The 12,963-nt window shown below is 65.7% G+C and carries 12 protein-coding genes and 2 tRNA genes; 5 read left to right on the plus strand and 9 right to left on the minus strand.

What is annotated here, in order from left to right; all coding sequences use genetic code 11:
• Positions 1 to 17 precede the first annotated feature (17 nt).
• The gene (locus tag CNE_RS11350; RefSeq protein WP_013957268.1) at positions 18 to 1,562 is read right to left on the minus strand and encodes an efflux transporter outer membrane subunit; all 1,545 of its coding nucleotides are present in this window, start codon (positions 1,560 to 1,562) and stop codon (positions 18 to 20) included.
• Between the two features lie 17 nt (positions 1,563 to 1,579).
• The gene (locus tag CNE_RS11355; protein ID WP_013957269.1) at positions 1,580 to 2,683 is read right to left on the minus strand and encodes an AI-2E family transporter; all 1,104 of its coding nucleotides are present in this window, start codon (positions 2,681 to 2,683) and stop codon (positions 1,580 to 1,582) included.
• 183 nt (positions 2,684 to 2,866) lie between these two features.
• Here CNE_RS11355 and CNE_RS11360 point away from each other — a divergent pair, with 183 nt between their 5' ends.
• Positions 2,867 to 4,387: a patatin-like phospholipase family protein gene (locus tag CNE_RS11360; protein ID WP_228772358.1), complete on the plus strand. Its 1,521-nt coding sequence runs from the start codon at positions 2,867 to 2,869 to the stop codon at positions 4,385 to 4,387.
• 29 nt (positions 4,388 to 4,416) lie between these two features.
• Here the strand turns inward: CNE_RS11360 and CNE_RS11365 are convergent.
• Together CNE_RS11365 and CNE_RS11370 are read right to left on the minus strand one after the other, a co-directional pair.
• A tRNA-Arg gene (locus CNE_RS11365) sits at positions 4,417 to 4,493 on the minus strand.
• Between the two features lie 51 nt (positions 4,494 to 4,544).
• Entirely contained in the window at positions 4,545 to 5,804 is a 1,260-nt protein-coding gene (locus CNE_RS11370) for a GGDEF domain-containing protein (RefSeq protein ID WP_013957271.1), read from the minus strand.
• Between the two features lie 409 nt (positions 5,805 to 6,213).
• Between CNE_RS11370 and CNE_RS11375 the strand changes: the two genes are divergently transcribed.
• A tRNA-Pro gene (locus tag CNE_RS11375) sits at positions 6,214 to 6,290 on the plus strand.
• Between the two features lie 219 nt (positions 6,291 to 6,509).
• On the opposite strand, the gene CNE_RS43040 is transcribed toward CNE_RS11375, so the two are convergent.
• The 4 genes from CNE_RS43040 to CNE_RS11385 form a co-directional block, all read right to left on the minus strand.
• Positions 6,510 to 6,764 carry a sterol desaturase family protein gene (locus CNE_RS43040; protein WP_404997193.1) on the minus strand — a complete coding sequence of 85 codons (255 nt, stop codon included), beginning with the start codon at positions 6,762 to 6,764 and terminating at the stop codon, positions 6,510 to 6,512.
• A complete protein-coding gene (locus CNE_RS42075; protein WP_013957272.1) occupies positions 6,758 to 6,907 on the minus strand; it encodes a hypothetical protein in 150 nt (49 codons plus the stop codon). Before CNE_RS42075 ends, CNE_RS43040 begins: the two co-directional genes overlap by 7 nt.
• A gap of 240 nt (positions 6,908 to 7,147) precedes the next feature.
• On the minus strand, positions 7,148 to 7,891 hold the full coding sequence (locus CNE_RS11380; RefSeq protein WP_013957273.1) for an exonuclease domain-containing protein: 744 nt from the start codon (positions 7,889 to 7,891) through the stop codon (positions 7,148 to 7,150).
• Between the two features lie 177 nt (positions 7,892 to 8,068).
• Complete coding sequence (locus CNE_RS11385; RefSeq protein ID WP_013957274.1) at positions 8,069 to 8,587, minus strand: hypothetical protein; 519 nt, start codon at positions 8,585 to 8,587, stop codon at positions 8,069 to 8,071.
• 609 nt (positions 8,588 to 9,196) lie between these two features.
• On the opposite strand from CNE_RS11385, the gene infA reads away from it, so the two are divergent.
• The 3 genes from infA (at position 9,197) to CNE_RS11400 (ending at position 11,329) form a co-directional block, all read left to right on the plus strand.
• Positions 9,197 to 9,418, plus strand: a complete 222-nt coding sequence (gene infA / locus CNE_RS11390; RefSeq protein ID WP_008641674.1) for a translation initiation factor IF-1 — start codon at positions 9,197 to 9,199, stop codon at positions 9,416 to 9,418.
• A gap of 245 nt (positions 9,419 to 9,663) precedes the next feature.
• On the plus strand, positions 9,664 to 10,140 hold the full coding sequence (locus tag CNE_RS11395) for a SixA phosphatase family protein (protein WP_013957275.1): 477 nt from the start codon (positions 9,664 to 9,666) through the stop codon (positions 10,138 to 10,140).
• Positions 10,141 to 10,486: 346 nt separating this feature from the next.
• Entirely contained in the window at positions 10,487 to 11,329 is an 843-nt protein-coding gene (locus CNE_RS11400) for a GNAT family N-acetyltransferase (protein WP_013957276.1), read from the plus strand.
• Between the two features lie 58 nt (positions 11,330 to 11,387).
• Here the strand turns inward: CNE_RS11400 and ppx are convergent, their stop codons facing one another.
• Complete coding sequence (ppx, locus tag CNE_RS11405; RefSeq protein WP_013957277.1) at positions 11,388 to 12,920, minus strand: exopolyphosphatase; 1,533 nt, start codon at positions 12,918 to 12,920, stop codon at positions 11,388 to 11,390.
• Positions 12,921 to 12,963 lie beyond the last annotated feature (43 nt).

Genomic DNA, 12,963 nt, shown 5'->3' on the forward strand with positions numbered 1-12,963 from the left:
CTCTCGTTCACGGAGATCTACCTCTGCTTCACAGGGAGGCTGGCACCGGCGGACGGCGGGCCTGGCTCATCCAGCAGCGTCCCCCAGTCGGTGCGTTGCTGCATCTGCTGACGGGTGGCCGGATCCACCAGTGGCTGCTCGCTGTGCCAGCCGCCGCCAAGCGCCTTGTACAAGGCGATCAGGTTGCTGACGGCATTGCTGCGGTTGACCAGGTAGGTGTCCTGCTGGGTGGCCAGCGCACGCTGGGAATCCAGTACGCGCTGGAAGTCCGAGTAGCCTTCGCGGTAGAGCGCGTTGGCCAGCGTCAGCGAACGCCTGGCGGCCAGCGCAGTGTCGCGCAGGATCTGCTCGCGTTCCAGCGCCTTGATCAGCGCACTGGCGGCATCGTCGGCCTCGCGCGCGGCCTGCCGCACGGCATCCTGGTAGGCGACGATCAGCTGCTGCAGGCGGGCGTCCTGCACGCGCACGGTGTTCTTGATGCGGCCGTAGTCGAACACGTTCCAGCGCAGGCTGGGGCCGCCGATCAGGGCCAGGCTGTTGGGCGTGCCGGCCAGCGTGCTGGCGGACCAGACAATGCTGCCCAGCAGCGTCAGCGACGGATAGAGATCGGCTTCGGCCACGCCGATCAGCGCCGATTGCGCGGCAATCTGCAGCTCGGCGGCGCGGATATCCGGACGGCGCAACAGCAGGCTGGCGGGCACGTCCTGCAGTACCGCGCGATCGATCAGTGGAATCACCCCTTCCTTGCCTGCCAGCTCCGGCAGTTCCGGCAACGGGCCCGGCGGGCGGCCTATCAGCACCGCCAGGGCATTGCGGGTGCGCATGATCTGGCTTTCAAATTCAGGGATGCTGCTCAGGGTGCCCAGGTACTGCGTCTTCGCTTGCTGCAGGTCGAGCTCGTCGGTCTCGCCGCTCTTGAACAGCCGCTCGGTGATTTCAAGGCTGCGCTTTTGCAGCGCCGCGTTTTCGCGGGCGATGCGCAGCCGTGCCTCGGCCGTGCGCAGCGCAAAGTAGGTGTCAGCCACCTGGGCACGCAGCAGCACCAGCACATCGTCGCGGTTGGCGCGGGCGGCAAAATAGGCTGCATCGGCGGATTCGATGGCGCGGCTGAAGCGGCCCCAGAAATCAAGTTCCCAGCCGATGTCGAAGCCCGCGCTGTATTGCCAGAAGCGGCTATTCTGCGGGTTGAGGCCACCGGCCTGCCGGCGATCCGTGTACAGGGCATCGGCACTGGCCTGCTGCAGTTGCGGGAAGCGCCCGCTCTGGGCAATGCCCAGTTGGGCGCGCGCTTCCATCACGCGCAGGCCGGCAATCCGCAGGCTGGCATTGTGCGCGTCGGCTTCGGCGATCAGGCGTTCGAGGGTCGGGTCGGCAAAGACCTGCCACCACTCGCGGATGTCGGGCTGGGCCCGCTGCCCGGTCGCCTGCTCAAGCGCCGGGCTGTGCCACTGCTGCATCCAGGGTTCATGCTGCGACTGGAAATCCGGCCCCAGGCGCGCGCAGCCGCCAAGGCAGCAGGCGCCGGCCAGCAATGCGCGCAACGGAGGATTCCAGCGCGACATGGGCGGCCCGGACCACTTCAGGTCTGTTGCTGGTTGCCGGGATCCGCGTGCGGCGGCGGGTCTTCCACCCATTGCCAGAACAGCTGATACCCGACCGCGAGCACCACCGGGCCGATGAACAGGCCGATCACGCCGCCGGTCACCATGCCGCCCAGGGCACCGATCAGCACCACCGGCATCGGCACATCGACGCCACGCCCGAGCAGCAGTGGCTTGAGCACGTTGTCGGCCAGTCCTGCTACGAAGACATAGATGGCGAAGACAATAGTGGCAACGCTGGCACCTTCCGTGGCAAAGACATAGATGATCACTGGCACGGTGATCAGCGTGGCCGGCAACTGCGCGATGCCCAGCAGCAGCACGGCCATGGCCAGCACGCCCGCGGCAGGAACCCCCTTGATCACAAAGCCTATGCCGATCAGCAGCATTTGGATGAAGGCAATGCCGACCACCCCCTGCGCCACCGCGCGGATGGTCGCCGTGCATAGCGTGGCGATGCGCGGGCCCCTCTCCGGGCCGAAAATGCGCGAGGCAATCTGCACGGCGCTACGGTTGCCGGCCTCGCCGTAGGCCATGAAGATGCCCCCGATAATCAGCGCGAAGACGAAGATCAGCAGCCCCTTGCCGATGCCGGCGGCTGCGGCCAGCACGGCCAGGCTGATTTCCTTGATCTGAGGCGCCAGCGTCTGCACCAAGCTGGCCAGGTCCGAGGCGGCATGCAGCCAGAGGTCATACAGGCGCTGGCCAACCAGCGGCCAGCTGGCGACCGACTCATGCGGTGGCGGAATATGAATGCCTTCGCTCTTGACGATGGCGATCGCATTCTCCATCGAATCGACCATGGCGGCACCCAGCAGGTAGGCTGGCAGCGCAATGATGGCGATGGCGGCCAGCACGATCAGCGTGGCGGCGCGGCCGTCCTTGTTGCCCAGCCTGCGCCTGAGCCTGACCTGCAGCGGGTAGATGGTCACCGCCAGGATCACGGACCAGACAATGAGATCGAGGAAGGGGCGGAATATCTGGAAGCAGAAGATTGCCAGCACCGCGATCAGCCCGGCACGGATCAGCACATCGAGTAGTCCGCGGGACAGCGCTCTCTCTGAAGTGGGCGTGGGCAACATCGCTGGTCTCCCTGCAGATCACCGCAAAAGTACCGGATCGGCAACCTCATCGCCGCGCATTCGCCAAGCCAGGTTACGTACCGATCTCTTGGACAGGTGAAATCCAGTCTAGACGAGTGACGGGGCCGGGACAACCTCAAAACGTACGCCTATCGCTACATTGGCCGTCTAGTATTGGGGGAGTTGCAGGGCGCCGCCCCCCGGTCTGGTTCGTCCTGCATTCGCCGCGGAGGACCTATGGCCAGATTGCCGACCTCAGCCTTGGCCGTCATTTCGATGCTGCTGCTGCTTGCCGCCTGCGCCTCCCGGCCAGTCAATCCGCCGATCGCGCACGCGGACCAGAGTACCGGCTATCGATTCTTCACGCGGCCCCAGTATGCGGCGGACAACGAGAACCTGGTCATCCTTGCCTTCTCAGGGGGCGGTACGCGCGCGGCAGCATTCTCGTATGGCGTGCTTGAGTTCCTGCGCAATACCGAAGTCGTCGGACCCAAGGGCAACCGGTCACGCCTGCTCGACCATGTCAGCGTCATCACCGGCGTGTCAGGTGGCAGCTTCACTGCCCTCGCCTACGGCCTGTATGGCGACAAACTGTTTGATCTCTACGAACAGAGCTTCCTCAAACGCGACGTGCAGGGCGAGATCACGTTCCGGACGCTGAATCCGGCGTATTGGCCGTCGTTGTGGTCGAGCGGATGGGGCCGCTCTGAACTGGCCGCCGACCTGTATGACGAAATCCTTTTCCATGGGGCAACCTTTGGCGACCTCCATCGGGGCAAGGGTCCGTTCATCATTGCCTCGGCCACGGACATCTCGACGGGCGCACGCCTGCCATTCACGCAGACCACCTTCGACGTACTCTGCTCCGACCTCAATGCACTGCGCCTGTCCCGTGCCGCCGCGGCATCGTCGGCGGTTCCCGTGGTCCTGACGCCCATCACGCTCAACAACTACGGGGGCAATTGCGGCTACGTGCCTCCCGACTGGATCAAGCCATTTATCGATGCCAGCGACCCACCCCGGCCGGCCGCTCGCGCAACCCGGCACCTGAAGGAAGAAGCGGAATACGGGGACAGCGTCAACCGGCCCTATATCCATGTCGTGGACGGCGGCGTCTCCGACAACCTGGGCATGCGCAGCGTGCTGGACTCCCTGGAGGTCCTGGAGTCCCTGCACCTGAACGGCCAGCCCTCACCCCTGGACCATACCCGCAGGATCGTTGTCTTTGTCGTCAATTCGCTGTCCACGCCCCGAACGACATGGGACAAGTCAGAGTCTGCGCCGGGCACGCTGGAGATTCTGGTGAAAGCCACCGGCGTGCCAATCGACCACTATTCCTATGAGGCGACCGAACTGTTGAAGGACAATCAGGCCCGGTGGCAAGCCATGCGCCGGCTGCGGGAGTCGCGCGCCTTTGCCACGAACAAGGATGCCGCCGTCACTGCGGCGTTGCGCACGCCGGACGCGACCATCTATGCCATCGATGTGTCGTTTGCCCGACTGACGGACAAGGCGGAACTGGATTACCTGAATGAGCTGGCGACGTCGTTCTCGCTGCCGGCCGAAGCCGTCGACCGCCTGCGCGCCGCCGCGGGAAAGATCATCCTGGAGTCGCCCGATTTCCAGCACTTGCTGAAAGACGTCGGTGCCAGGATCGTGACAGACCAGGTGCCCGGGAATCGCCCGGCGGGGACGAGTCAGTAACCTGGTTCGATGGGATGGCCCCTGGGGGCTGGCGCGTCCTAGAGGACTCGAACCTCTGACCGCTCGCTTAGAAGGCGAGTGCTCTATCCAACTGAGCTAAGGACGCGAAGGCGTGCATTCTACCGCAGCACCGCTGCGCAGTGACAAGCGGCGCAGGTCAGGATGCGGCGCGCGGCTGTGCGCGCGTGATGTAGTGGCCATCGACAGCGCCGCCATCGGTGCCTGCCTCGCTGCCGGCCGGATGCAGGGACACGCAGTTGCGCCCTTTCAGCTTGGCGTCGTATAGAGCACGGTCGGCGCGGCGCATCAGCGCATCGGCGCCTTCGCCCGGCTGCCGCGCCGCCAGGCCGATGCTGACGGTATAGGCAATCGGGTCGGGCTCGGACGGGCATGGCGTGGCGCGCACCGCCGTGGCCAGCCGCAGGCAGGCAAGCCGGCCCTGCTCCAGCGCCGTATCCGGCATCAGGATGGCAAATTCCTCGCCGCCCAGGCGCCCCGCCACATCGAACTGGCCGAAACTCTTGCGCAGCAGTCCGGCGAAATGCCGCAGCACGCTGTCGCCCGCCAGGTGGCCGTAGACATCGTTGATCGCCTTGAAGTGATCGAGGTCGACAAAGGCCACCGTCAGGGGCTTGCGCTGCCGTTCGGCGCGCAGGCAGGCTGCCTCCAGCTCCTCCCAGAACGCGCCGCGCAGCAGCACATCGGTCAGGTCGTCATGGCGCGCGCGCCGCTCCAGCATGCGGCGCAGCCGGTCGTGCGCCATCAGCGCAAAACTGACCGACACGCCCACCAGTGCAAAGACGTTGAGCATGGCGAGCTCGCCGTCCCACGGCATCGGCCGCGGCCAGGCGCCGCCCTGCATGACTGCCGCCAGCGGCAGCGCCACGGTCCATGCGTTGATGGCTGCCGCGGCGATGACGATCAATACCAGCGACAACGCCGCCAGCCGGCCGGTGCCGCGCGTGGCCGGCACCGACGGCATGGCGCTGCGGGCCAGGTCCAGCAGCAGTGCGATATGGCACATCGTCAGCAGCGGTGCCATCTCCGGCACCAGCACCGGCACGGCAAGATACTGCGGCGCCAGGTCGTGCCAGGCCACCGCCGCTGCGGCCGCCAGGTTCAGCGCCAGCAACGGCACGGCGCGGCCGGGCCGGGCCGCGAAGTGCCGCGCGCCCACGGCCATGACCGAGAGCGCCGCCAGCAGCGCCAGGTCGCTCGATTCCAGCACCAGCCAAAGCGGGCGCAGTTCCTGCACCGCCGCCAGGGCCGCGGCCATTGCCGCCAGCACACTCCCCAGCGCCCACGACGTCAGGCCGCTGCGATTCATGCCCGCCGAGCGGCGCAACACCACGCAAACCACAGCCATCTGCAGGGCAAACAACCCTGCGATGAGCACAACTATGTGCGACTGAAACATCTTCATTCCCGTCCAAGGCGACCAGCGGTGCACCGCATGGCGCCGCTGTTACCTGCTCTTTACCGGCCCTGTGTCGGACCGTTGTTATCAATGCCGCATACCCGGTTTCAGGACGCCTGGCGCCGCCAGCCGGCAGACGCAAACAGGCCGAGGCGCCCGCCGCGGGCGGGAGCGCCGTTCTTGTTGTGGTGATCAGGTCAGTCCGGAAGGAAATAGGCAAACCGGGCGTTCCCAAAAGCACGCCGGTCGGACTGGTGCGGTTTGCGGATTATCCCAGCGCGCAAACCCAAGTCAAGCCAAAGCGCCCCCGCCAGAAGGGGGAGCAGGCCGGCAAGGTTGAGTGCGCCAGAGCGGGCATCATCACATTACATTGACCGCAAGCCCAGAGTCCAGCTACAATCGCGGGCTTCGGAGCGTAGCGCAGCCTGGTAGCGCATCTGATTTGGGATCAGAGGGTCGTAGGTTCGAATCCTATCGCTCCGACCAGAAATATGTAATGGAATCAGCGGCTTGGGCGGCAACGTCTAAGCCGCTTTTTTCATTCCCTAACGGCTTTCCTAATTAATTCCTGGCCGCTCCCTAATATCCAGTGGTCGGCGTGCCCTATACAGCACTGATTTAACGCACAGTGGTTCGGGCCCATGCCGCCCCTTCGGCAGAGCAACTCTGACCGATTGCATCCACACTCGCTCGCCCCTCCCAAATTCATGCCCCGGGCATCCGTTCCAAGGGTGTCGATACCTGGCGCATACGGCACCATGGCCATAACAACGCCTGCCAGAGGCTATGAGGCGCGTCGCCTGAACCGAGCCCCACATCAACGAACTCGTCGCGCCCAGGCCGGCGTAGCGTGCCGAAGAGGATGTCCCAGAGGGGGAAGAGATTGGAGAAATTCTTATTGCGGTCACGCTCGTGCCGAGAGTGGTGCAGGCGATGATATTGCGGATGCTGGATTAGCAAAAAGGCCCGGACGCTCGCGGCCGGGCGGGCGTCACACGCCTTTCCGGCGAGACCATGATCAGCAGCATCACGCACATCGGAGCCACGCTTAACAGGGCGCGGATTGAGATGTCTTCGAGGAAGCGCACGAGTTCCGCGCTCATATCCCCCTCCACTATTTATTTCTGCAAGCGTAATTCTCCGACCCACGGAGCCATATCAGGCAGAGGTATGTTTCGGACGTGAACGGTCGCCTCGGCCGTGTTGCGGTCGCACGCCAAATACTTGGCAATTCACTATTGATTTTGCTGCTTTAGTGCTGGATTAAAATCCAGTGCGCCATGCGGCGCCGGGCGCCCATACAAAAGCCCCTCCCAGCGCTGCCGGCCTGGCAAGATCTGTTCTCACCACCGCAGCAAGTCCGGCCAGATCAGCGCGCCCGCGAACAGCATCAGCATCACCGCGACGATGACCAGCCCCCGGCTTGGGCCCGCATGGCCGGCCTCAACCTTTGGCATCCATGACTGGCCTGCGCCGGCCGGGACCGCAGGTGACGGCGGCGGCACGGGTCGCGCAGGCATGCTGATCGCAACACGCGGCACGAAGTCGGCCTCGGCCAGCAGGAAGCCCATGGGCGTGGCCTGGCCGGCAGCACCCATGTGCTGGAACAGCAGCTTGGACAGCGCCAGACAATCATCCAGCGCAACCTGCGGGCGGGGCCGAAATATGTGCAGGTGCTCGCACAGCGTATCAAGCTTGTGGTTGGGGGCGTGGAAGTACTGGGCCCAGCGAACCTGGCGCACCGAGCAGCGCCAGCGCTTGTGCTGGATGTTGGGAAGCACTTTTCCCAGCATCCGCGCGTTGAATTCGGCGCCGTGGGCGACCAGCACATCCGCGTCGTCAATGATGGCGCGGATGGTATCGACGTCAAAGCGCCGCCCGCGCAGCATCTCGGCGGTCAATCCGTGCGTGCCGGTGGCAGCTTCGCTGATCGGCACGGTGGGCTCCTGCGAGCCGTAATAGTCAGTGATCTCCCGCAACAGCGTGCCAGCCCGCGGCGCCACTTCGACAAGCAGCAGGCCGATGCTGACGGGCTCGTCCGCTGGCGTGAGCCCAGTGGTTTCGGTACTGACGATTGCGACCCGCATGGGCTCGGTACTCCGGTGTAGCCGTCCGCAGGCATGGTTGGCGGCGGCCGCTCTGATCGTTTGCCTCTAGGTTAGTGCGAGCGCGTTAGACGTCATATCAACCAGATGGGCTAACCGGAAGCGCCAGCCGGGAGGATGCCGGCTGCTACCACCCCTCCCTCATCTCCACCTCCTGGTTCAGGCAGGCTGCTGCTCCGTCTCGCCACGCCGTCGCTCGAGATTGCAATAGACGTCGGCCGCCACCAGCCCGAAGAGCGCATGGGCGAACAGGCTTTCCCAGCCGCGGGCCTCGTCGAACCAGTTGAAATAGGCGCCCAGCAGATAGAAATTGACCAGGTAGACCACCACGCCAAACACGATCCCGACCACCGAGGCCAACCACAGGCTGGAATCGAAACGGAATGACGACAGGATTATTGCCAGCACCGCCGCCAGGATGATCGACAGCGCGAAGTGCACCGTCCCCGCCGAAAGCACGACGGTCCAGTTGAAGGCATCAGCAGACAGCGCTTCACGCCCGAGGATGATTGCCGCGACCATCTTCACGGTGCCCCAGGCACCCTGGTACAGCAGGAAGCGCGCCGTCAGCAGCTCCAGCACCATGTAGACCGCGCCGGCAATCAGCCCCGCCACCACGGCTGCCCGCCAGTCCGGCCGGCAGCGAACGTAGCGGTGCGATTCCAGATGGAGTTCCATGGCAGTCTCCTTGCGAGATCCGGCCCGGCAAGGCCGTACGAGTTAGTTCTAGCTCATATGGGGCAAATACCAAGCCGGCCAGACCACATTAAGATACCTCTACCGCACATCTATTGCCGACCTGCCCGGCGCGGTGCAACCGCCGTGGCCGGCCGTCCGGCGCAACGTGCTGGCCATGCTGCAACTGCGTACGTGATACAATGTCAAAGTAGCCCCCGGGGTGTCCGTGCATCCCTGTAACCGGGCGTTCTCACCAGCGCGCTCTCGCGAGCGAACAGCAGCAGCCGGCGCGGGCCTTCCGCGACGACACCAAACTGGCGAACCACCGGGTACAACCTGCCCGCCTGCTCCGCAAAGCACACGGCCTCCCCGGCCGTCAGCGGCCAGGCTCGCCCAAGCCATCCGCGCCCATTGGGCGATACCGCTGACAGGACCGAGCATCAGGCGCCGCGCGCCGCAGTCCGCGTGAGCTTGCCCCGAACAACCCAAGGCGCACTTCGCCGCAATCGGCGCAATGTGCCGCGGTTCCGCGCCGTGACGGGCGAACCGAACAGGATTTTTGAAATCGCAACCATGCAGCCTTCACGGGCTGTCGGAAAGGAAGACAGATTGGCTAAGGAAGAACTCATTGAATTTGGCGGCGTGGTGTCGGAAGCCCTGCCTGACAACCGCTATCGTGTCACGCTGGAAAACGGCGTCGAAATCTGGGCATACGCTTCGGGCAAGATGCAGAAGCACCGCATCCGCATCCTGGCCGGCGACCGTGTCACCCTGGAAATGTCGCCCTATGACCTGACCAAGGGACGCATCAACTTCCGCCACAAGTCCTGAGTTTCTGCGCGGCCCCGGCGATACCGCATGCGCGGCTGTCGCCCGCGCCGCGGCCGTTGTGCGCCGACGCGCTGTCACGCCGCTGACACCGCGCCCGGACACACTTGCGGGCTGCCCGACAGGCAGCCCGCTTCCGTTTACGCGCTGCGTCCAGCCTGGCCTGCGCCACCGGCGCGGGCCCGCTGGCGCTTGCGCCGCTCGGGCCGCTTCACCATACTCGAAGCACGCTCATTGCCCCGCCCGACATGAACCTGATCCTGTGGCGCCACGCCGAAGCCGAAGACCTCCCCGACGCGCTCAGCCTGAGCCGCCATGCCGACCTGCAGCGCCCGCTCACACGCCGCGGCCGCAAGCAGGCGGAGGTATCCGCCAAATGGCTGCGCGCGCATCTGCCGGCCGACACCCGCGTGCTGTGCAGCCCCGCGCTGCGCACCCGTGAAACGGCGGCCGCGCTGACTGCCAAGGCGGAGATCATTGATGCCCTTGCGCCCGGCGCCGACGTCAGCGCGGTGCTTGCCGCGGTCGAGTGGCCGGAACGCCCCGAGCATGTGGTGGTGGTCGGGCACCAGCCCTGGATTGGCCGCGTCGCCAGCCTGCTGCTGGCCGGCTCGGAAATGAACTGGAGCGTGCGCAAGAGCGGCATCTGGTGGCTGACCGGCCGCACCCGCGAAAGCGAGGCGCAGACCGTGCTGCGCGCCGTCATCAACCCCGAATTCCTCTGAGCCTTGCCTTCCGGCATGCCTGGTACCGCCTGACGGCACCTGACCCATCCTGTCCCGTCAAAATCAGAAATGGCTGATGGCGGGCGGAATCTCCCGTTACCAGAGTGGCCTTGGCGCCTCTTCCGGTGCCGAAAGCAGGTGTCACGGAGATTCCCCATGAATGGCCCGGCCAATCGTCATATTGCTGGCGAGGAACGCAACTCACACCCCTGACCCGTCGCCCGAAACTGCCCAACCGTCCGCCCTGGCAGGAGACGTCACGGAACGGTCATCCCCGGGTCACGGCACTGTCACCCGCCCTCACTACATTGCATCGCAACAGTTTCGTCACCAAAAGGACATACTGATGCGAGATCTGCCGACGCCCACCCAGCCGCTTTTTGACTCTCTGCCCAATGGCCTTGGTGGCCAGACGGCGCGGAGCCGTCTTCATCGCCAATCAGATACACCGGCACATGAATCGCCTGTTCTCAGCGTGGCGTGGGCGCGCCACCAGGACGAAGTAGTCGAAGCCCAGCGCCTGCGCTACAAGGTCTTTGCCGAGGAAATGGGCGCGCGCCTGACCTCTTCCGTGCCGGAGCTGGACATCGACATGTTCGATGCCTACTGCGACCACCTGATCGTGCGCGACATGGCCACGCTGCGCGTGGTGGGCACCTACCGCGTGCTGCCGCCGCACCAGGCCAAGCGCCTGGGCTGCCTGTACGCGGAATCGGAATTCGACCTGGTGCGCCTGGCCCACCTGCGCCCCAAGATGCTGGAACTGGGCCGCTCCTGCGTGCACCGCGACTACCGTTCGGGCAGCGTCATCATGGCGCTGTGGGGCGGCCTGGGCGAGTACCTGCAGCGCTGGGGCATCGAATCGATGCTGGGCTGCGCCAGCGTGCCGATGAACGACGGCGGCCACTACGCGGCCAGCCTCCACCGGCTGTTCAGCGAACGCTCGCTGGCACCGATCGAATACCATGCCTTCCCGCGCGTGCCGCTGCCGGTCGAGGACCTGAACCAGCAGCTGGACGTCGAGCCGCCCGCGCTGATCAAGGGCTACTTGCGCCTGGGCGCAAAGATCTGCGGCCAGCCGGCCTGGGATCCGGACTTCAACGTGGCGGACTTCCTGACGCTGCTGCGCGTGAACGACATGAACCCGCGCTACGCCCGCCACTTCCTCGGCCTGAACAACGCCGCCTGAGCGGCGCCTGGCCCTGTCAGCGGCCGCCGCCCCCTGGCGGCCGCCCTCCGCGCTGCGCTCAGTCGTAGATGACCTTGTAGCGCTTGCCGATCCGTTGCCATTCGTCAGCCTCCTGCGCGAGGCTGTATTCGATCAGCGGATTGGCCTCGATCCACGCCTGCGGCAGGCGCACGGTGAAGCCTTCGTCCAGCGCTTCGGCCAGCTGGCTCACACGGATATCGGGCAAGGCCACGTCCGAGCGGCGCCGGCACAGCACAAAGGCCAGGCGCAGGCTGAACAGCATGCGCCAGTCGACGAACCTGCCGCTGCCCGACAGCTTGCCGAGCTTGCCGGCATGGCCCAGCAACAGCGTCGCCAGCCGCGCCTGGTCGGTCTTGGAAAAGCCCGGCATGTCGGCATGAGTGGCGATATAGGCCGAATGCTTGTGGTAGCCGCTGTGCGAGATCGTCATGCCGATCTCATGCAGGCTGGCGGCCCAGCCCAGCAGCGCCAGGTTGTCCTCGCGCCGTTCGTTGGCCGGCTCCGGGAACTGTGACAACAGCGTCTGCGCGGCGCGGCGCACGCGGCTGGACTGGGCCCGGTCCACGCCGTAGCGGCGCATGAACTGGTCCACCGTGACGGTGCGCATGTCCTCATGGTGGCTGCGTCCGAGCAGGTCGTACAGCACGCCCAGCCGCAGCGCGCCGTCGGTAACATCCATGCGCTCGATATCGAGTTCGGCAAACACACCCAGCATGATCGACAAGCCGCCCGGCAGCACCGGGATGCGGTCCGCCTTGAGGCCGGTCAGCTTGACGCGGTTGGTATTCTCGGCCTTGATCAGCGCGCGCTTGAGGCGCTCCAGCCCCTCGCGCGTGATACCGTGCTCGGCGGTGCTGTCGTTCATGCCATTGAGTTCGATCAGCTCGGCCAGCGCGCGCGCCGTGCCCGACGAGCCGACCGCCTGCTCCCAGCCCGCGGCGCGGTACTGGCGTACCAGCACCTGGATCTCGCGGCGCGCGGCCAGCTCGGCCTGCTTCATCGCATATTCATCGACGTTGCCGCTGGGGAAGAACTGGCGGCTGTGCGATACGCAGCCGATATACAGGCTCTCCATCAGCTTGGACTGGTAGCCGTTGCCGATGATGAATTCGGTCGAGCCGCCGCCGATATCGACCACCAGGCGGTTGCCCTGGCAGGCCGGGGCGTCGTGCGAGGCCCCGAGGTAGATCAGCCGCGCCTCTTCGCGCCCGGCGATCACTTCGATCGGGAAGCCCAGCGCGCTTTCAGCCTCGATCAGGAACTCGGACGCGTTCTTGGCCACGCGCAGCGTATTGGTGGCGACGGCGCGCACCTGGTTGGGCGCGAACTCGCGCAGCCGGTCGCCGAAGCGCCGCAGCGCATCGATGCCGCGGCGCCGCGCGGGCTGGTCCAGGTATTTGTCGGGCGTCAGGCCGGCGGCCAGGCGGACCGGCTCGCGCAGCGCGTCGACCTGGAAGATCTGGCTGGCCGGGCCATTGGCGGTGGGGGTTTCGTCCACCCGCCCGATCATCAGGCGGAAGCTGTTCGAACCCATGTCGACGGCAGCCAGCAGGCGTGGGGTGTTGTTCATCGTGTGCTAGGAGGGCTGGTTCGCGTTGGCGTTGCGTGGCGCG

It is taken from the genome of Cupriavidus necator N-1, assembly GCF_000219215.1.
Taxonomy (GTDB): domain Bacteria; phylum Pseudomonadota; class Gammaproteobacteria; order Burkholderiales; family Burkholderiaceae; genus Cupriavidus; species Cupriavidus necator.

What these genes read in the sequence shown, in the direction of transcription:
- CNE_RS11350 (WP_013957268.1), bottom strand. Translation starts at nt 1,562, where the DNA reads ATGTCGCGCTGGAATCCTCCGTTGCGCGCATTGCTGGCCGGCGCCTGC.
- CNE_RS11355 (WP_013957269.1), bottom strand. Translation starts at nt 2,683, where the DNA reads ATGTTGCCCACGCCCACTTCAGAGAGAGCGCTGTCCCGCGGACTACTC.
- CNE_RS11370 (WP_013957271.1), bottom strand. Translation starts at nt 5,804, where the DNA reads ATGTTTCAGTCGCACATAGTTGTGCTCATCGCAGGGTTGTTTGCCCTG.
- CNE_RS42075 (WP_013957272.1), bottom strand. Translation starts at nt 6,907, where the DNA reads ATGAGCGCGGAACTCGTGCGCTTCCTCGAAGACATCTCAATCCGCGCC.
- CNE_RS11380 (WP_013957273.1), bottom strand. Translation starts at nt 7,891, where the DNA reads ATGCGGGTCGCAATCGTCAGTACCGAAACCACTGGGCTCACGCCAGCG.
- CNE_RS11385 (WP_013957274.1), bottom strand. Translation starts at nt 8,587, where the DNA reads ATGGAACTCCATCTGGAATCGCACCGCTACGTTCGCTGCCGGCCGGAC.
- CNE_RS11395 (WP_013957275.1), top strand. Translation starts at nt 9,664, where the DNA reads ATGAACCTGATCCTGTGGCGCCACGCCGAAGCCGAAGACCTCCCCGAC.
- CNE_RS11400 (WP_013957276.1), top strand. Translation starts at nt 10,487, where the DNA reads ATGCGAGATCTGCCGACGCCCACCCAGCCGCTTTTTGACTCTCTGCCC.
- ppx (WP_013957277.1), bottom strand. Translation starts at nt 12,920, where the DNA reads ATGAACAACACCCCACGCCTGCTGGCTGCCGTCGACATGGGTTCGAAC.